General features: G+C 40.6%; 23 protein-coding genes. 16 read left to right on the forward strand and 7 right to left on the reverse strand.

What is annotated here, in order from left to right; all coding sequences use genetic code 11:
* Positions 1-8 precede the first annotated feature (8 nt).
* The 4 genes from deoD to FG28_RS14275 all read right to left on the reverse strand — a co-directional run bounded on the left by deoD (position 9) and on the right by FG28_RS14275 (position 2,241).
* Positions 9-716, reverse strand: a complete 708-nt coding sequence (gene deoD / locus FG28_RS14260; RefSeq protein ID WP_036383872.1) for a purine-nucleoside phosphorylase — start codon at positions 714-716, stop codon at positions 9-11.
* A gap of 9 nt (positions 717-725) precedes the next feature.
* Positions 726-1,364, reverse strand: coding sequence for a deoxyribose-phosphate aldolase (deoC, locus tag FG28_RS14265; RefSeq protein WP_036383874.1), 639 nt, complete (start codon positions 1,362-1,364; stop codon positions 726-728).
* Position 1,365: 1 nt separating this feature from the next.
* Positions 1,366-1,770: a hypothetical protein gene (locus FG28_RS14270; protein WP_036383876.1), complete on the reverse strand. Its 405-nt coding sequence runs from the start codon at positions 1,768-1,770 to the stop codon at positions 1,366-1,368.
* A 90-nt stretch (positions 1,771-1,860) separates the two neighbouring features.
* Positions 1,861-2,241, reverse strand: coding sequence for a hypothetical protein (locus FG28_RS14275; protein WP_036383878.1), 381 nt, complete (start codon positions 2,239-2,241; stop codon positions 1,861-1,863).
* 123 nt (positions 2,242-2,364) lie between these two features.
* Here FG28_RS14275 and FG28_RS14280 point away from each other — a divergent pair, with 123 nt between their 5' ends.
* Positions 2,365-2,715 carry a carboxymuconolactone decarboxylase family protein gene (locus tag FG28_RS14280; protein ID WP_036383881.1) on the forward strand — a complete coding sequence of 117 codons (351 nt, stop codon included), beginning with the start codon at positions 2,365-2,367 and terminating at the stop codon, positions 2,713-2,715.
* On the opposite strand, the gene FG28_RS14285 is transcribed toward FG28_RS14280, so the two are convergent.
* Positions 2,712-3,332: a WG repeat-containing protein gene (locus FG28_RS14285; protein ID WP_036383884.1), complete on the reverse strand. Its 621-nt coding sequence runs from the start codon at positions 3,330-3,332 to the stop codon at positions 2,712-2,714. The two genes, FG28_RS14280 and FG28_RS14285, sit on opposite strands and share 4 nt — an antisense overlap.
* Before the next feature lie 123 nt (positions 3,333-3,455).
* Here FG28_RS14285 and FG28_RS14290 point away from each other — a divergent pair, with 123 nt between their 5' ends.
* Entirely contained in the window at positions 3,456-4,361 is a 906-nt protein-coding gene (locus tag FG28_RS14290) for a universal stress protein (protein ID WP_231562635.1), read from the forward strand.
* On the opposite strand, the gene FG28_RS14295 is transcribed toward FG28_RS14290, so the two are convergent.
* Positions 4,362-4,766 (reverse strand): hypothetical protein, encoded by a 405-nt coding sequence (locus FG28_RS14295; RefSeq protein ID WP_036386683.1) that lies wholly within the window; start codon positions 4,764-4,766, stop codon positions 4,362-4,364.
* 87 nt (positions 4,767-4,853) lie between these two features.
* On the opposite strand from FG28_RS14295, the gene FG28_RS14300 reads away from it, so the two are divergent.
* The 7 genes from FG28_RS14300 to FG28_RS14330 all read left to right on the forward strand — a co-directional run bounded on the left by FG28_RS14300 (position 4,854) and on the right by FG28_RS14330 (position 11,850).
* Entirely contained in the window at positions 4,854-6,383 is a 1,530-nt protein-coding gene (locus FG28_RS14300; RefSeq protein ID WP_036383887.1) for a PAS domain-containing sensor histidine kinase, read from the forward strand.
* The gene (locus FG28_RS14305) at positions 6,361-7,407 is read left to right on the forward strand and encodes a response regulator (RefSeq protein WP_036383889.1); all 1,047 of its coding nucleotides are present in this window, start codon (positions 6,361-6,363) and stop codon (positions 7,405-7,407) included. Before FG28_RS14300 ends, FG28_RS14305 begins: the two co-directional genes overlap by 23 nt.
* A gap of 68 nt (positions 7,408-7,475) precedes the next feature.
* Entirely contained in the window at positions 7,476-8,318 is an 843-nt protein-coding gene (locus FG28_RS14310) for a universal stress protein (protein ID WP_036383892.1), read from the forward strand.
* A gap of 79 nt (positions 8,319-8,397) precedes the next feature.
* Positions 8,398-9,243, forward strand: a complete 846-nt coding sequence (locus FG28_RS14315) for a universal stress protein (RefSeq protein WP_036383895.1) — start codon at positions 8,398-8,400, stop codon at positions 9,241-9,243.
* A gap of 20 nt (positions 9,244-9,263) precedes the next feature.
* On the forward strand, positions 9,264-10,151 hold the full coding sequence (locus FG28_RS14320) for a universal stress protein (RefSeq protein ID WP_036383897.1): 888 nt from the start codon (positions 9,264-9,266) through the stop codon (positions 10,149-10,151).
* Positions 10,126-10,977, forward strand: coding sequence for a universal stress protein (locus tag FG28_RS14325; protein ID WP_036383899.1), 852 nt, complete (start codon positions 10,126-10,128; stop codon positions 10,975-10,977). Before FG28_RS14320 ends, FG28_RS14325 begins: the two co-directional genes overlap by 26 nt.
* An 18-nt stretch (positions 10,978-10,995) precedes the next feature.
* On the forward strand, positions 10,996-11,850 hold the full coding sequence (locus tag FG28_RS14330; protein ID WP_036383902.1) for a universal stress protein: 855 nt from the start codon (positions 10,996-10,998) through the stop codon (positions 11,848-11,850).
* Between the two features lie 23 nt (positions 11,851-11,873).
* On the opposite strand, the gene trxA is transcribed toward FG28_RS14330, so the two are convergent.
* Positions 11,874-12,173: a thioredoxin gene (gene trxA / locus FG28_RS14335; protein ID WP_036383904.1), complete on the reverse strand. Its 300-nt coding sequence runs from the start codon at positions 12,171-12,173 to the stop codon at positions 11,874-11,876.
* A gap of 112 nt (positions 12,174-12,285) precedes the next feature.
* Between trxA and FG28_RS14340 the strand changes: the two genes are divergently transcribed.
* The 7 genes from FG28_RS14340 to FG28_RS14370 all read left to right on the forward strand — a co-directional run bounded on the left by FG28_RS14340 (position 12,286) and on the right by FG28_RS14370 (position 16,799).
* Positions 12,286-13,128: a universal stress protein gene (locus tag FG28_RS14340; protein ID WP_036383905.1), complete on the forward strand. Its 843-nt coding sequence runs from the start codon at positions 12,286-12,288 to the stop codon at positions 13,126-13,128.
* A gap of 10 nt (positions 13,129-13,138) precedes the next feature.
* On the forward strand, positions 13,139-13,954 hold the full coding sequence (locus FG28_RS14345) for a universal stress protein (RefSeq protein WP_036383909.1): 816 nt from the start codon (positions 13,139-13,141) through the stop codon (positions 13,952-13,954).
* A gap of 60 nt (positions 13,955-14,014) precedes the next feature.
* On the forward strand, positions 14,015-14,866 hold the full coding sequence (locus FG28_RS14350; RefSeq protein ID WP_036383911.1) for a universal stress protein: 852 nt from the start codon (positions 14,015-14,017) through the stop codon (positions 14,864-14,866).
* Positions 14,867-14,878: 12 nt separating this feature from the next.
* Positions 14,879-15,298: a hypothetical protein gene (locus FG28_RS14355; protein WP_036383915.1), complete on the forward strand. Its 420-nt coding sequence runs from the start codon at positions 14,879-14,881 to the stop codon at positions 15,296-15,298.
* 98 nt (positions 15,299-15,396) lie between these two features.
* Positions 15,397-15,801 carry a hypothetical protein gene (locus FG28_RS14360; protein ID WP_036383916.1) on the forward strand — a complete coding sequence of 135 codons (405 nt, stop codon included), beginning with the start codon at positions 15,397-15,399 and terminating at the stop codon, positions 15,799-15,801.
* A gap of 61 nt (positions 15,802-15,862) precedes the next feature.
* The gene (locus FG28_RS14365) at positions 15,863-16,303 is read left to right on the forward strand and encodes an Hsp20/alpha crystallin family protein (protein ID WP_036383919.1); all 441 of its coding nucleotides are present in this window, start codon (positions 15,863-15,865) and stop codon (positions 16,301-16,303) included.
* A gap of 52 nt (positions 16,304-16,355) precedes the next feature.
* The gene (locus tag FG28_RS14370; protein WP_036383921.1) at positions 16,356-16,799 is read left to right on the forward strand and encodes a hypothetical protein; all 444 of its coding nucleotides are present in this window, start codon (positions 16,356-16,358) and stop codon (positions 16,797-16,799) included.
* Positions 16,800-16,802: the final 3 nt, after the last annotated feature.

The following is a 16,802-nucleotide window of genomic DNA, read 5'->3' on the forward strand; positions in this document are numbered from 1 at the left end:
AATAATTTTCACTGGGGTAGGGACGCCGCCAATGCAATTTCCACCATATTGGTAAAGGAAGTTTCCCGTTCGTGGGCGGAAAGCCGCTCTCCGGTGACCAAGGAATCCGAGATGGTCAAAATAGTAAGGGCACGCACATTATATTTAGATGCAATGGTGTACAATCCGGCAGTTTCCATTTCCACGCATAAAATACCGTATTGGGCCCAGAGCTTATATTCTTCGGGATCATCCACATAAAATTCATCGGAGGAGAGTATATTGCCGGCTTTTATGGGAATGTTTTGTTGTTGCGCATAATCCACTGCTTTCTGGAAGAGTTCAAAATTGGCCGTAGGTGAATAATCGGAATTGATGAATCTTGAATTGTTCATTCCAGAAGTTGTGGATGCGGCCATGGCCAACACCACATCGTTTAATTTTACATCTTCTTGATAGGATCCCGCGGATCCCACCCGGATGATGTTCTGAACGCCATAATCTTTGATGAGTTCATGAAAATAGATCATGGAAGAGGGCATGCCCATACCACTTCCTTGAACGGAAATCCTCATTCCTTTGTAGGTTCCTGTATAGCCCAACATGCCACGAATTTTGTTATAGCAGAAGGGATTTTCCAAAAAAGTTTCTGCAATCCATTTGGCCCGCAAAGGGTCTCCTGGCATCAAGACCGTTTCAGCAATTTCTCCTTTTTTGGCTTCAATGTGTATGCTCATGGGTATGACTTAGTTCAACAATGATGGACCGGATGAGGTACCTATTCTAGATACGCCCAGTTCAATGTATTTTAGGGCAGTCTCTTTGTCTTTTATTCCTCCTGAGGCTTTGATTTTTGCTTTGTCCCCAACAACTCTTTTCATTAAAATCACATCCTCAAAAGCGGCCCCGGCACTTCCAAAGCCTGTTGAGGTTTTTACAAAATCGGCACCAGCTTCAACGGCCAAGGCACAGGCTTTTTCTTTTTCTTTGGTGGTAAGGTAACAGGTTTCCAGAATCACTTTTAAAATGGTATCTCCGATATCCTGTTTTATGGACTTGATTTCGCTGCGAACCCAATCATCGTGATTGGATTTTAACCATCCCAAATTAATGACCATGTCTATTTCGTCCGCCCCGTTTTCCATGCAGTTTTTGGCCTCGAACACCTTTGCATTGGTGGACATGGCCCCCAAAGGAAAACCTATCACGGCTGCAACTTTTACCTTCGTATTCTCAAGTTCTTTTTTCGCCAACGATACATGGCACCCATTGACACAAACGGCATAAAAACCATGGGTTATGGCCTCTTCACAGAGCGTTTTAATATCCGATGGAAGTGCGGTGGGCTTTAGGTTGGTGTGGTCGATAAAATCCGGTAAAAACATATCAATGGTTAAAGAGCTGTTTCAATCTAAAGATAATCAACATCTCCGACTTGTTTTTTCCAGCAAAGGAATAAGCGATGCTCTCTGCGGTTTCTAAGATCAAGGCCTTCACTTTTGGTGAGAACTTTTCAGGATGGTCTTTATAAAATTCCTTAAATTCATTAAAATATTCTTCTCCGTCTTTCTCTTCACCTTCCAACCAATCAAAGACAATTTCTATCTGATAGGCCGCATCGGTATGAAACTCGTCCTCAAACCCATCCAGATCCAACCAATATTGCCGAACATACTTCCGCAGTCGTTCAACTTCGGCAGGTCTCACATAGTTGTCAACCATGGCCACTGCATAAAAAAGCATGCCAAGGTTTTGATAGAATTCGTTTCCTATTTTTTCAGAATTAAGCATCACAAAAGGGTTTTACTTTCAATTAAAGGTAGCACCAATCCCCATTGTTTTTTATGACAATGATCATTGTCTTCCCCCTCGATTGATGGTCTAGTTGTTCCTTCGTTGTACAGTTCTGTTGCTACGGCCTCTATTTATATTGTTCTGCTGGTGATAACGTTGAATGTCATCGTCATAATAATTCCGGATGCGTTCATAACGCGAACGATTCAAATTGTAGGAGCGATAATGCGAAGGAAGGGCATTTCGCCGTACCCAAACACCACTATCCAAATACAAATAGGTTCTTGTGGATAGATCATAATAAATGGTCAACTCAGGAAAGAAAATATAGCGTACCGTTTCAACTCGGTGAGGGTAAAACCATGGTGGCGGAGGGTCTGCCAATCTGTGGGATACGATTACAGGGCCACAGGCCTGAAACCCCAATAAGGCAAGAAACAAAACGGGATAAAAAACAAACTTTTTCATGACACACTATTTAATACAACAAGGTAGTTTACAGGCAGTTCCCAATAAATGATTTGCGTCATTACACAACACAATGCTTAACGATAGCTTTGATAAGAAAACGTAACCTAAAAACAATTTGCCATGTTAAAGGATCATCCAAAAAAATATCACGAGCTCATCGGGTTGATGGAGCAATTGGGAAGTAAAATTCCCAATACAATGGGAGCTTTTGAACAACTTCATATATCTGGTATTGCAGATGGAATGCTCAATAAGAAAACCAAGGAACTGATTGCTTTGGGCATAGCCATTACCGTGAGATGTGATGGATGCATTGCTTTCCATGTGCATGATGCCCTTGAGTCAGGCGCAACCTCCAATGAAATTGTAGAGACCATTGGGGTGGCCGTTCTTATGGGTGGTGGACCGGCAGTGGTCTATGGTTGTGAGGCCTTGGAAGCCCTTGAGCAGTTTTCAATACTTTCTGATTAGAGATCCAGTTTCTTGATTTCCCAGTTTTTGTCCTTTTTTACAGCTATCAATTTATCATTGAGCATTTTGGATAAAATAAGGGGCATTGTATAACGCCTTTTGGTCATTTGAATGTTGTATCGGCGGTTCAAAAATTCAAGAATGTTTCCATCTATATCCATCAATACTTCATGGAACTTATATTCATAAATATCAAGATTGAATTCGTTTTTACCCCTGAGGACTTTTTCAAAAATGATGCCTGTTGTCATCCCATTTTCAAAGGGACGTACATTTAAGAATTGATGGTCAATGACCAAACTTCCGTCAGTGTTGATGAATCCAAAAACGGGGATTTCGTCGACCATTTTTTGAACAATGCAAAGACCATTGGAGAATTTGGGATAGTGGACCGATCTAACATCATCATAGGTCTCGGCGGTATCTTTGTTCCAATAGAGGTCATCCCTAAAATCAATGACGATATGGCCCATATCATTTATAAATGCCCACTCATTTCCTTTTTGTACAGCAGCTAACCCTTCATTGAAGGGAGATACAAAATCCAAATCTTTTGGAAGTTGGGCATAAATCCCTAAAGAGAAAAAGGCTATTAGTACTGCGAACAGTGTTTTCATGACTTAAAATTTTAGATTCCTATATAAAGGTCGTTCCTACAAAAGGGTTTTGAAATGATTTACGTCATGGAAAAAGTTGTTTGCAGCTTCTACATTTGGTGTAAAATCCTAAACAAAACAATCATGGCTTCTGGAGTCAAAACTTTGGAGTCCACTTTTTCATTTCCTTGGAAAAGTCAAGTTCATTTAACAGCAGATATGAGCATCATGAAAAACATATTGGTACCAGTCGATTTTTCTGAACATTCAGCCTATGCCTTGGAAGTTGCCTCACAGATTGCGAAGAAACACGGAGCGGGAATCATTATTTTGCACATGTTGGGATTGTCGGAATCCGTCCTGGCCAAATCTGAAGAAGAGGAATTGAAAGAAGCAAAATATTATATGAACTTGGCCAGGGAGAGAATAAAAGAGTTTACAAAGAAAGAATTTCTTGAAAACATTTCTGTGGACGCCATCATCCAGAATTATAAAATATTCAGTGAAGTGGATCATGTGGCCCAAGAGCATAATTGTGACCTCATTGTAATGGGTTCCCACGGAGCCAGTGGTTTGAGCAAGCTTTTTGTCGGTTCCAATACAGAAAAGGTAATCCGAACCTCAAAAGTCCCGGTTTTGGTGATCAAACAACCGCATAAGGATTTCAACATCAAAAAAATGGCTTTTGCCTGTGATCTAGACGTGGAGAATATTCCAGCATATACCAAAGCTGTTGCATTTGCCCAACTGTTTTCGGCCAAATTGGAAACTTTTTATGTGAATACCCTGGGAGCCAATTATATGGGGTATTCCGATATTGAAAAGAAAATTAAATACTTCACCCATAAACTGGGAGAGGAGATTCCCATTCGGGTTTATAACCACTATAGTGTTGAAAAGGGCATTTTTAATTTTTGTGTTGAGCACAACATAGACCTGTTGGTCATTCCAACCCATGGGAGAAAAGGGATTGCCCATTTCTTGGCAGGCAGTACGGCCGAAAATGTTTCCAACCATGCCAAGTTGCCCGTGCTTACCCTAAAACTTTGATCAGATCCGGAACAATAGCTCAATTCTACCCAATAGTATAAGCTCGGATTTATTGCTGCCGGCGAAGGCTGAGGTTATGGCCCTTGATGTGGACATGATGAGTTGTTTCACATGGTCTGGGAACAGGATTTTATGTTCGGTATAAAATGCTGCAAACTCCTCGAAGATTTCCTCACCGTCCTTTCCATATTCCAAAAACCAATCAAAAACGCTCTCTATCTGAAAAGCGGCATCGGTCCCATATTCATCCTCAATGTCGTCTACCTTTAACCAATGATCGCGCACCACTTCTTTTAATCGGTCTATTTCTTTTACGTGGATACTGTGGTCTGCCATGGCCACGGCATAGAAAAGTTTCCCCAAATTTTGATAAAACTCATTCCCAAGCTTCTTTTTTGAATCCATGATCTTGATGTTTTTAGGATTTGAATAAATATAAATATGTATGGCACTTTCTCCCATGATCTAAATCAGTTTTTTTAACTTTAGTCTGTGAAACTTTTAGAAAAAAACGAAGTACTCAGAATCTTAACGGAAGTCATTTCCGAAGGAATTCTTATTGTTGATGATCAACAGTTTATTGTGGCCAGCAATGCGGTGGCCAACCGAATGTTTGGTTACCCGGAAGGGGAGCTAAGTGGCAAGCCCTTGGAAATTTTGATTCCCAAAAATATAAGGGGTCAGCATAAGGGAGACGCAGGGGCATTCATACAAAAAGGACGCAGAAGGAAGATGGGACAGGGCTTGGATCTTGTTGGCCTTCAGAGAGATGGTGGAGAGTTTCCCCTTGAAATAAGCCTTAATCCGTTTACACTGCTGCAAAGGAGGTATGTAATGGCCATTATTGTGGATATTTCGGAGCGAAAAAAATCTGAGCAGACTATAGACCATTGGTTTCAGGTCTTTAACGAGTCCCTTAACGAGATCTATATTTTTGAGGCGGAATCCCTTGTGTTCATTAATGTAAACCGTGGTGCACAGCTTAATTTGGGGTATACCATGAAGGAATTGAACCAGATGTCCATTCTCGACATTAAAACCGATCTTACCCAAAAAAGCTTTCAAAAATTAATATCCCCACTGGTCAATAAAACGAGGGAAAAGGTTGATTTTGAGACCATACACCAGCGAAAAGACGGCACTACATATCCCGTGGAAGTGCACTTGCAATTGTCTTCAATAGGCAAAAAGGAAGTATTTCTTGCCATAGTGTTAGACATTACGGAGCGGAAAAATTATACCCAGCATTTGGAGAACACGGTGGAAGAACGCACCGAACAGCTCAGGGAAGCTCTAAAAGCAGAAAAGCAGTTGAATGAACTAAAAACAAAGTTCCTGTCCTTGGTCTCACACGAGTTTAAAACACCCTTGTCCAGTATTTTGACCTCCAATTCCTTGCTCTCTAAATATACCAAGACCGATCAACAGGAAAAACGGGATAAGCACATCAATACCATTAAGGAAAAAGTAAAGTATTTAGACAACATTCTTACCGACTTCCTGTCCATAGAACGGTTGGATACGGGCAAGGTAAAATACAATATCAGCACTTTTCCCCTGAGCAAAATCATCAATGAAGTGGTCTATAACTCCAACACGCTTTTAAAGGAAGGTCAGCGAATTCAGTACCCAAAAGATATTGATGGCATAACGGTATCCTTTGATGAAAAGATCATGGAACTGGCACTTTCCAATTTGTTGCACAACGCCATAAAGTATTCCAAAGAAGATACCAATATAGAGCTTCGGGTTACAGAAGAGGATGAAAAACTGTATATTGATATCATTGATCAGGGGCTTGGCATTCCGGAGGAAGATCAACCGTTTATTTTTGAGCGCTATTTTAGGGCAAGCAATGTGCTTACCGACCAAGGCACGGGAATTGGGCTTAATATTGTAAAGCAGCACATGCAAAATCTAGAAGCCGACATTAGTTTTAAAAGTGAATCGGGTGTTGGCTCAACATTTACATTGACCATACCCAAAAACAAAAGTGAAGATGAAAAAAATTCTATTGGTTGAGGACGATACCTCTTTACGGGAAAATGTAGAGGAACTCCTAGATCTATCTGGTTTCCAGGTTTTTTCAACCCCAAATGGGCGACTGGCCCACGAAATTGCCAAAAAAGAAGGGCCCGATATTGTGCTATGTGATATTATGATGCCCGAGGTTGATGGTTACGAGGTACTTGAGCAGTTTTCCTCTTGCGAGAGTACCAGACACATCCCCTTTATTTTCGTTTCGGCAAAAACAGAACGCAATGACGTAAGAAGAGGGATGGACCTTGGAGCCGACGATTATTTGACCAAGCCTTTTGAAGAGGACGAACTGCTGAGGGCCATTCACACCCGTTTGGAAAAAGCAACACAGTTGGAAAGCGTTTTTTCAAAACGCAATGAGCACAACAAACAGCACGATATACGATCGTTGAATGAGCTGAAGAATTTTTTTGATGACCATGGACAACTGTTTTCCTTTAAGAAAGATGAGACCATCTTTACAATGGGAGAACACTCCAATATGGTGTACCTTGTTCTAAAAGGAGTGGCAAAGTGTTGTGGATTGGATGAGGAGGGCAAGGAACTTATCACTTCTGTGTATTCAGAGGACGACTTTTTGGGATTCACCTCCCTGACAGAAAATCTTCCGTACCGCGAATATGCCATAGCCATTGAAGATGTGGAACTTGCGGGAATCTCCAAAACCCATGTCAAGTCCATTCTAGAAGAAAATCAAAGTGTTTCTTTGGAATTGCTCAATGTTATGGCCGAAGATTTGGTTCACATAAAAAAACAGTTGTTGCAAATGGCCTATAGTTCTGTCCGAAAAAAAACGGCCCAGACCCTGTTGCTGTATGCCCAGGCAATGCATAAAGGCAAGGAAGGCCCATTAAAAATTGCAAGAAGCGATTTGGCAGGGGTGGCCGGTATTGCTACGGAAAGCTTGATCAGAACCTTGTCCGATTTCAAGAATGAAGGTCTTATTGCCATTGAAAACCGTAATATTAGGGTCTTGGACAAAGAGGCCCTCGCCCAAGTCCACTAGACGGAAATGATATTTATCATTCCATCTTTTTTTTGGAATGATAAACTTGCACCGTCATTTAGTGGAATATGAAAAACATTTTGATCCCCATAGATTTTTCAGAAAACTCCAAGAGAGCTTTGCAGTATGCCCAAATATTGTACAGTTCCATGGAGTGCAATTTCTATGTGCTTAATGTTGGGACCCTCCTGGATACTAAGGCAGACGCTCTCAGCACATCCCAAAAAATAGGTCAGGACACGCCTACCGAAAACACCAAGGAAAAATTACAGGACTTGGTAGACGAATGCAAAAGGCAGAGCACGGACGCCGGCCATTATTTCTATGCCGTGCACAAATATGGATTTTTTATACAAAGCCTTAAAAAGAGTCTGGAAGAACATCAGATCAACTTAATTGTTATGGGGACCAAAGGCGCTTCCGGGCTTATGGAAAAAGTTGTGGGGAGCAATGCCGGAGACGTTATCACCAAAGTGCAGTGCAATACGTTGGTAATCCCCGAAGAGGTCGTTTTTTCCAAACCTAAGGAGATAGCTTTCCCCACGGACTTCAATATTTTTTATTCACATGGTATTTTAAGTACAATGGCCGAAGTATTGAAATTGGGGACAGGTAAGCTTCGAATAATGAATGTTACAAAAAATGAAGACGAGCTCCATCTAGAACAAAAAAAGAACAGGGATTACCTGTTTGATTATTTGGAGGAGACATTTCCAGATAGGTACAGTTTTCATACCATCACCAACAAAAGTGTAAAATCTGCCATTCAATGTTTTGTGGAGAGCAGGGATATTGAAATGATCATAATGGTGGCCAAAAACCTGAATTTTATCCAACAAATATTATTTGATTCCATTGTGGAAAAAATCAGCTTTCATACCAAAATTCCATTTTATGTGATTCACGAATAGGTATTGACGGCCGTTCCGTATTGACCAAAATCATTTCTTACTGTTTTCAGCACCGCTATCTTTGGAAAAAGAGGTCACTATGAGAACCGTACTTATTCCCACAGATTTTTCAAAGAACGCATTACATGCATTACAGTACGCGCAGGAACTCTATAAATGTGAGCGCACCTGTTTTTTTATTCTACATACCTATATGGATGAGGTGTACGGAGACTTTAAATCCTCTTCTGCAGAAAATAGGGAGGCACAAAAGGAGGCAAAGGGGAAGGAATCGGAAAAAAAACTGGACAATCTGCTACAGTCTGTAGTGGGGAACCCTCCAAACCCATTGCACAACTTTGAGATGGTGGCTTCTTTTGATAGCCTTGTGGATGGAATCAATGATTTTGTCAATGAAATGAACATTGACTTGGTCATTATGGGGACAAAAGGGGGCACCAGTGACCATAAAACTACTTTTGGCAGTTATACCATAGAAGTTTTTAAATATGTAAAATGTCCTGTGTTGGCCATTCCAGAGGACTTTGAATACAAACAACCCAAGGCCATTCTTTTCCCAACAGATTATATGTTGCCCTATAAACGCAGGGAGTTAAAACTCTTGGGTGATTTGGCCGGCAAGTTCAAATCTGAGGTGCACTGCCTTTATTTTACAGATTTTGATGAGCTGAGCACCAGACAGGAAGACAACAAAAGGTTTTTGGAAGAGGCACTTTCAAAGGCTTACCTTTTTTTTGAAACCACCTCGGTAAAAAATAAGGCGAATGCCATTCTGGAGTACATAGAAAAAAAGGAAGTGGGCATGTTGGTCATGGTAAATTCAAGGCACTCTTTTTTTGAGGACATGCTCTACCGTTCCACTGTTGATTTGCTTGGATTGAAAGTGAAGATTCCATTTTTGGTCATGCAAAATCTCAATCGATGAACATTTAAAAAATCACAAAGATGAAAAAGATATTGTTGCCCACCGATTTTTCCAAGAACGCTTGGAATGCCATTGATTATGCACTCAACTTTTTCAAAAATGAAAAATGCAAATTTTATTTGTTGAATGCCTATACTCCATCCTTTTATAGAGTAGATTATATGTTTGGAGGGCCGGCACAAAGTGCCATTCCGGATATTGGTGTCGATCTTTCGCTCGAAGGGTTGGAACATGCCATGGAACGCATCAAAAAAGAATATAAAAACCCCAACCACCAATTTAAGGCCTTGTCAGCTTTTAATACATTAACAGATGAAGTTCGGGAAGTCTGTGAGGACAAAAAAATAGATATGGTGGTTATGGGAACCCAGGGAGCATCTGGTGCCAAAGAATTTTTCTTAGGTTCCAATACCATTCATGTCATTAGAAAGGCCAGTGTTCCTGTCCTGGCGGTTCCTACAAAATATGCTTTCAAGGAAATAAAAAAAGTTCTTTTGCCTACGGGATATTGGTCCAAGTACAAATCGAAGGAGATAGCACCTTTGCTAGATCTTGTTAAGACATTCGGAGCCACCTTACATGTTGTGCATGTGGTTGAAGAACATGACTTGACTAAGGTACAGATGGAAAATAAAAAACATTTGGAGCGATTATTGGAAGGGGTTCCAACAGTTTTTAAGGACATTACCGATGATTACATGCCCAATGGCCTACATACCTATATTGAAAAGAATGCTATTGGACTCATTGCCATGATGAACCGAAAACATTCTTTTTTGGAGCGGCTTGTGCTCAAACAAAATGTAGATGCTATAGGGTACCATAGTGCAGTGCCCTTTTTGGTGTTGCCCGACACAGCTGAAATATCAAAAATTGGAAATAATGAAAAATATACTCTTGCCCACTGATTTTTCCAAAGATGCTTGGAATGCCATTTTCATGGCGGTTAAACTTTATGCCGATTTGGAATGCAAATTTTATGTATTGCATGCCTATGAGCCCAAAAAAGAAAACATTGCAGGGTTTAAGAGCAGCACTAGGGCAGGAGTGGTATATCAATCCCTTTCGGAAGCCTCATCGGGTCAACTTGGAGAGGTCATGGACTACCTGGAGGAAAACCACAAGAACCCAAAGCATACTTTTGAAATGCTGTCCATGGCCGGAGGGCTGGTAGAGGCCATTCGGGACCTCATTCCAAAGTACGATATAGATACGATTGTCATGGGAACCAAAGGTTCAACCGGTGCCAAGGAAATTTTTATGGGCAGTAATGCCGTAAAAGTTTTAAAGCATATTAAAAACTGTACCACTGTAGTGGTTCCTGAATTGTATGATTTCCAAAAACTGGAATCGCTGGTTTTCCCAACAGAGTATGCCCATTTTTTTCCGAAAAATGTGCTCCGTCCTTTATTGCAATTGGTTAAACTGTGGGGCTCCAAGGTTAAAATACTCCATGTGGCACAAACCTTCAGTCTATTGGATAGACAAAAAGCAAATAAGGAAATCTTGAAAAAACGGTTTGAAGCCCATCCCACCTCGTTCCACAAAGTGGTGATAAAGACCACAGTGGCCGAGGCCATTCGGCAATTTGCGCAAGAGGAGAGGGCCGACTTGATTGTGCTCACCAACTATTCCCATGATTTTTTTGATAAACTAACGCAGGAACCCGTGGTAAAAAATGTAACTTTTAGAACCGAAATCCCTTTGATGGTACTACCGGACTTTCAGGGATAGCACAGAAACCATAAAGACATGAAACGAATTGTATTGCCCACCGATTTTTCCAAAAATGCATGGAATGCCATTGCCTATGCACTTTCCATCTTCAAAGGTGTGGAGTGCGAATTTTTCATTGTCAACGCCTACCAAGTGGGGTCTTCCGGCTTGGCAACCAAAATGGGCAGGGCCAATGATACCCGTTTGTACCGATTGATGAAGGAGCAATCTGAACGGGAACTCAACAGAGTCCTGGAAAAAGTCAAAGAAACCGACAACAATCCCAAGCATAGCTTCAATACGTTGTCCATTGTGGATAACCTTGTCAATGCCGTTGGGAAAACGGTCTACAATAAAGAGATCGATTACATTGTTATGGGAACCAAAGGGGCATCTGGACTAAAAGAAGTATTTATGGGCAGCAATACGTACAAAATCATCAATGAAATTGATTTCTGTCCCATTATAGCCGTACCAGACGAATTTCAGGTCAAGGATTCTATCGACACTATTGTATTGGCCACGGGCTACGAGCATCTTTTTGAGACCTACGAACTGAATCCTCTTTTTAAATTGGCAAAGCTTTTTGATTCTGAAATATGGGTGACCTATGCCGGAGATCCAACTGAGTTGACACCTCAACAGCTTGCATCTAAAAAAGTCATGGAAAAGAAGTTGAAAAGCATAAAGCACAAATTTGTTGAAGTGGAAAAGGGTAGCTCAATATACAGTGCCATTCAAAAGACCATAGTCGAAAACGAGGAAGTGGACATGGTGGCCATGATAAATTATGGGCACGGTTTTTTTGAAAAGCTCACCCATGAGGCCGTGATTAAAAAAATCTCCTTCAATACCCAAGTGCCTTTTTTAGTGATGCATCTGTTTGAGTAAACGGAGAGGTGGTACGGAATAGGTTACATGAAGGATCTTACCACTTGAACAATCTCGGATTTTTGCAATACACCAGATTGACGCCATAGCTGTTGTCCCTTTCTAAAGAGCAGCATGGTGGGCACTCCCCGCACTTGGTATTGGTTGGCCAAAGACTGATTTTTATCCACATCAATTTTCACGATTTTTACTGAATTCCCCAACTCATCCTTCACTTCTTTTAGAATGGGAGCCAACATTTTGCATGGTCCGCACCATTCTGCGGAAAAATCGATCAATACCAGTTGGTCGGCGTCTATCAGTGCGCTAAAATTTCCTTTCATCAGTACAATATTTATATACAATGCAATTTATGAAATCCCATCTTTTTGGGAATTGATGAAAATCATGGTATAAGATTGGAGCCAGATGTAGCTTTGTTAAAATTAACACGCCATGATTAGGATAGTAGTGCCCACTGATTTTTCGGAGAACGCATTCAATGCCATTGAGTATGCGGCCATATTGTTTAAGGATACCACTTGTATCTTTTACCTGTTACATGCCTATACACCGCCCATTTATCGTGTTGACTATGCGTTGGGCAGTCCTGGCCAGCTAGGGCTTCCTGATGGCCATAAATACAGCGCGGAGGCTGCTTTGGACAAAACCCGAAAACGAATTAAGGCAAAATATGATAATCCCATACATGAATATGTGACCCATGCGGCATTCAATACCTTGGGAGATGAAATGAAGACCATGATCAATAAAGAGAATATAGATTTGGTCATCATGGGGACCCAAGGCGCAACAGGGGCCAAAGAGATATTGTTCGGCTCAAATACGGTCCAGGTACTTAACAAAGCCATTGTTCCGGTTTTGGCCGTTCCATCCGATTATGGTTTCAACCCACCAAAAAGAATATTGTTTCCCACAGATTATGAAGTGGACTATGCAAAAACCGATTTCGGGTTTTTGTTGGAGCTGTCAAAATCATGGGGCTCTAGACTTCATGTGATGCATGTTTCCCCTCCCGATGGACTTACACCACAACAGAAAAAGAACAAAGCCAATCTTGAGAAACTGATGTTGGAAAGTGACCATCTGATGCACGATCTTCCCGATCAGGAGCTTATTGAGGCCATAAATCTATTTCAGGAAGAGTTGCCCGTTGATATGTTGGCCATGATTAAAAACAAGCACTCCTTTTTGGAACGCCTATTTGTGGAACCAGTGATCAGAAATATAGGACTGCATAGCAAAATCCCATTTTTGGTGCTTCCGTACAACCTTTAACCAATAAGCCATGTTACAGATTCTAGTGCCCACCGATTTTTCCAACAATTCATACAATGCACTGTTTTATGCCGCCCAACTGTTTAAAGAGGAGAAATGTAATTTTCATATTGTGAATGTTTGCGGCAACGAAGGCGATTCAAAAATTGAGGAAGCCAAGATAGAGTCCGCCCAAGGTCTTGACTCCATCTGCCATAGGCTAATCCGGGATGTTGGGAATAACAAAAAACACCAACTGAAAAAAGTCTCGTTATGCTCAAGTGTAACCAAAGGTATTTGCGATTATGCCGAAAAGCATAAGGTAGGCCTCATGGTAATCGGAAATAAAGCAAAAGAGGAGGTAAAACATATTTTGTTCGGTACAAATGCCATGCAATTGGTGCGGGAAGTAACCACTTGCCCCATTCTCATCGTTCCCTTGGAAATTGACTTTAAAAAGGTGGAAAAGATTGCTTTTATCTCCAACTACGCCAACCCTATTTCAAAGGAGAACATCCACACCCTGCAATTTTTTCAAACAGTGACGCAAAGTGCCATGGTGCCCATGAGCATTGATGATGGAAAATTGGATAAAGATGGTCTGGAAAACAAGAACAGTTTTTTTAAAGCGTTTTCCAAAATTATTTCCAAAGAGGTGGTATTGCCCGTTTTTGAAGATAAAACAAAGACCATTTTAGAGTTTGTGGACCTTTGGAGCATAGATATGCTCTGTATGGTGTATTATCCGCATCATTTTTTCTTGGAGTTTATCGGCAATGGAATCATTAAGGAATTGAACACTAAACTATCCGTCCCTTTTTTGATTTTGCCCAATCGGGCAAATTGACCTAAATCATGGCATAGGATAACAACCTGATGTAGCTTTAAGGTAAAAAGAAAGCCAATCATGGACAAAAGAGTGTTGTTACCCACCGATTATTCAAAAAATGCATTGAATGCCATTAGATATGCTTTAGATCTTTATAAAGACATTCGTTGTGATTTTTATATTTTGAATGCTTTTCACGTTTCAAACTATACTTTGGACAGCATGATGGTCCCCGAACCCGGCGAACGTTTTTACGATTTGGCCAAAAAAGAATCGGAGGAAGGCATGAAGCGGCTCATGGAAATCATAAAACTTCACCCCGAAAATCCAAAACACAGGTTCCATACCATTTCAACCTTTAACAGTTTAGTAGAAGCCATTAAGAATGTAATTGCAAAGCAGGACATTGACATAATTGTTATGGGAACCAAAGGCCTGACCGAATCAAAGGCCAGGATTTTTGGCACCAACACGGTATCTGTGATGGAAAGCATAAAAAAATGCCCTGTTATTGCCGTACCCAGTGATTATTTATACGCTCCACCCAAAGAGATTGTTTTTCCAACTGATTATAAAACGGACTACAAAAAGACAGAGATGGCCCAATTGGTGGAAATTGCAAAGCTTCACGGGTCAAAAATCAATGTGGTGCATATTGATAAGAACAAGGATGGAAAACTCAACAAACAAGAAAAGACCAACAAACAGTTGTTGCAAGATATCTTGGATGGCACCGATTATGAAATTCATTTTTTGTCAGCTGTAAAAATAAGCAAGGGCATCAACCTTTTTATTGAAAGCAAGGATTGTGATATGATTGCCTTTTTGAACAGAAAGCACCTGTTTTTTGGGAGCATACTTTCCAATCCTTTGGTCAAGGAAATTGGGTACGATCCCAAAATACCCATTTTGGAACTGAATGATAATTGAAAATAGGAAAGCATGAAACAGATCGGAATTTGGATGGATAAACAGGAAGCCAAGGGCGTGGTCTTCGAAAACGGAAAGGAAAGTAGTTTTCACATTCCTTCGGAAATGGATTTTTTTAACCCCAAAGGCGGTGCACGTTCCAAAACCAAGTGGGGACCACAAGATGTGGTTCAGGACAGCAAATATCTGGAAACGGAAAAGCACCAGTTCAGACGCTATTTTCAAAAAATCGTGGAAGCTATCCAAGATGCGGACCAATTGGCACTTTATGGGCCCGCGGAGGCTTCGGAAAAATTTGAAAAGGAATTGGAAGAAAACCACCGGCAATTGGCCGATAAGGTGAAAATTCGGGAAAAGGCGGATAGCATGACCGATAACCAATTCAAGGCAATGGTGAAACGTTTTTTTAAAATAGATGATCAACCTCAATGAACCTTTTGGACAAAGGACCAAATTGACTTATATCATTTCATAGCAACCAACCAAACCGTATTTTCATGATTAAATTAAATCGATGAAAGAATAGGGTCATGGTTGTACAGAACAAAATAGAAGATCTTCACATTGAGCTACAAAACTGGAAGTCCCATCTGCAGTTCATCGAGGATGAAATGTCCTTCATTCAGAAGTTGTTGAATTCATATGTTTTTGAACCTAGAACCCCCAATTTGTTTGAGCGATTGGAACTGTTCAAACAAGAGTTCATGGAATCAAAAAAAGAGAAGGAACGACTTAAAAAGATGATTTGTGGCCATGAAAGCCATTTAGGGGGCATCTTTGAGTGTACCACTAAGACCTGTGATGAGAGCTACTACGAAAAGCATAACAAATTGCAGAATAGGGTCTCGCAATTTCTGGACAATTACCTAAATCTCAAAACCAAGGTGTACAGTTATGCGGGGTCTGTATTGAAAAGAAGGAAGCCCGTGGATTGATGTTCATCTTTCTACGTTGATCAATTTAAAAACTAAGTTCATTAATCTAAAACCTATCATTATGTCACTTGTTAAATTTAATGGAAAACGATTTCCATGGAACGAAAGCTTGGTCGATTTCTTTAATCGCGATGCATTTATTGATGATGATTTTTTTAATTTGGAAAAGTCACATCCCTCAATGAATGTGAAGGAGCATGATGGTGATTTTGAAATTGAGATCGCGGCCCCAGGGTTCGATAAAAAAGATTTTGAGATCACTATCAAGGATGACATCTTGGAAGTTTCCGCCAAAAAAAGCAAAGAGGAGACCGAAAAAGATGAGGATTACACCCGAAGGGAGTTCAATTACAGTGCGTTTACCAGAACCATGCAGTTGCCCAACTCGGTGGACCAATCTAAAGATGTAAAAGCAACCTATAAAAACGGTATTCTAAAGCTGAACCTTCTTAAAATGGAGGAAGCCAAAGAAAACCAAAAAAAGGTCATTGAGGTTGTTTAAATGAGAACACGCGGCAAATGGGTTCCCATTTGCCGCAACAATACCAAAAGCTATGAAATCAAAAACCCAAAAAGGAACGTTCAGGGAGTGGTTCAGTGCAGGGGAACTGCACGAAGAGTCCAAAAAATGGTGCTCTGAACTCAAATTTGCCAAGGACGAACAAAAATTCTTGGACAGCATGATCAAGGATTATACGTTGGACATATTGGATTCTGATATGTTCAATACCGTGCAGCCCATTGTTGAATCCTTGAAAAATTCCGAGTCTGAATTGATTAAAATATTCAAAAAAGTCCAATTGCACGAGAATCAACTGGAGATCATGGTCGATGATGTGGACCAGGGCAAAATGGAGAATGCCTATTTGGACACCCATTCAGAATTGGCCAAAGAAATGGAAGCCTATTTTTCACAATACCGGGATGCCAAAACCAAGATTTTTGATATCGTGTCCAAGGTCATTAAAAGAAAAAAACAGAAAAAGCTTCTCAACTAGATA

Source organism: Muricauda sp. MAR_2010_75 (genome assembly GCF_000745185.1).
Lineage (GTDB): Bacteria > Bacteroidota > Bacteroidia > Flavobacteriales > Flavobacteriaceae > Flagellimonas.

What these genes read in the sequence shown, in the direction of transcription:
- deoD (WP_036383872.1), bottom strand. Translation starts at nt 716, where the DNA reads ATGAGCATACACATTGAAGCCAAAAAAGGAGAAATTGCTGAAACGGTC.
- deoC (WP_036383874.1), bottom strand. Translation starts at nt 1,364, where the DNA reads ATGTTTTTACCGGATTTTATCGACCACACCAACCTAAAGCCCACCGCA.
- FG28_RS14270 (WP_036383876.1), bottom strand. Translation starts at nt 1,770, where the DNA reads ATGCTTAATTCTGAAAAAATAGGAAACGAATTCTATCAAAACCTTGGC.
- FG28_RS14275 (WP_036383878.1), bottom strand. Translation starts at nt 2,241, where the DNA reads ATGAAAAAGTTTGTTTTTTATCCCGTTTTGTTTCTTGCCTTATTGGGG.
- FG28_RS14280 (WP_036383881.1), top strand. Translation starts at nt 2,365, where the DNA reads ATGTTAAAGGATCATCCAAAAAAATATCACGAGCTCATCGGGTTGATG.
- FG28_RS14285 (WP_036383884.1), bottom strand. Translation starts at nt 3,332, where the DNA reads ATGAAAACACTGTTCGCAGTACTAATAGCCTTTTTCTCTTTAGGGATT.
- FG28_RS14290 (WP_231562635.1), top strand. Translation starts at nt 3,456, where the DNA reads ATGGCTTCTGGAGTCAAAACTTTGGAGTCCACTTTTTCATTTCCTTGG.
- FG28_RS14295 (WP_036386683.1), bottom strand. Translation starts at nt 4,766, where the DNA reads ATGGATTCAAAAAAGAAGCTTGGGAATGAGTTTTATCAAAATTTGGGG.
- FG28_RS14305 (WP_036383889.1), top strand. Translation starts at nt 6,361, where the DNA reads ATGAAAAAAATTCTATTGGTTGAGGACGATACCTCTTTACGGGAAAAT.
- FG28_RS14310 (WP_036383892.1), top strand. Translation starts at nt 7,476, where the DNA reads ATGAAAAACATTTTGATCCCCATAGATTTTTCAGAAAACTCCAAGAGA.
- FG28_RS14315 (WP_036383895.1), top strand. Translation starts at nt 8,398, where the DNA reads ATGAGAACCGTACTTATTCCCACAGATTTTTCAAAGAACGCATTACAT.
- FG28_RS14320 (WP_036383897.1), top strand. Translation starts at nt 9,264, where the DNA reads ATGAAAAAGATATTGTTGCCCACCGATTTTTCCAAGAACGCTTGGAAT.
- FG28_RS14325 (WP_036383899.1), top strand. Translation starts at nt 10,126, where the DNA reads ATGAAAAATATACTCTTGCCCACTGATTTTTCCAAAGATGCTTGGAAT.
- FG28_RS14330 (WP_036383902.1), top strand. Translation starts at nt 10,996, where the DNA reads ATGAAACGAATTGTATTGCCCACCGATTTTTCCAAAAATGCATGGAAT.
- trxA (WP_036383904.1), bottom strand. Translation starts at nt 12,173, where the DNA reads ATGAAAGGAAATTTTAGCGCACTGATAGACGCCGACCAACTGGTATTG.
- FG28_RS14340 (WP_036383905.1), top strand. Translation starts at nt 12,286, where the DNA reads ATGATTAGGATAGTAGTGCCCACTGATTTTTCGGAGAACGCATTCAAT.
- FG28_RS14345 (WP_036383909.1), top strand. Translation starts at nt 13,139, where the DNA reads ATGTTACAGATTCTAGTGCCCACCGATTTTTCCAACAATTCATACAAT.
- FG28_RS14350 (WP_036383911.1), top strand. Translation starts at nt 14,015, where the DNA reads ATGGACAAAAGAGTGTTGTTACCCACCGATTATTCAAAAAATGCATTG.
- FG28_RS14355 (WP_036383915.1), top strand. Translation starts at nt 14,879, where the DNA reads ATGAAACAGATCGGAATTTGGATGGATAAACAGGAAGCCAAGGGCGTG.
- FG28_RS14360 (WP_036383916.1), top strand. Translation starts at nt 15,397, where the DNA reads ATGGTTGTACAGAACAAAATAGAAGATCTTCACATTGAGCTACAAAAC.
- FG28_RS14365 (WP_036383919.1), top strand. Translation starts at nt 15,863, where the DNA reads ATGTCACTTGTTAAATTTAATGGAAAACGATTTCCATGGAACGAAAGC.
- FG28_RS14370 (WP_036383921.1), top strand. Translation starts at nt 16,356, where the DNA reads ATGAAATCAAAAACCCAAAAAGGAACGTTCAGGGAGTGGTTCAGTGCA.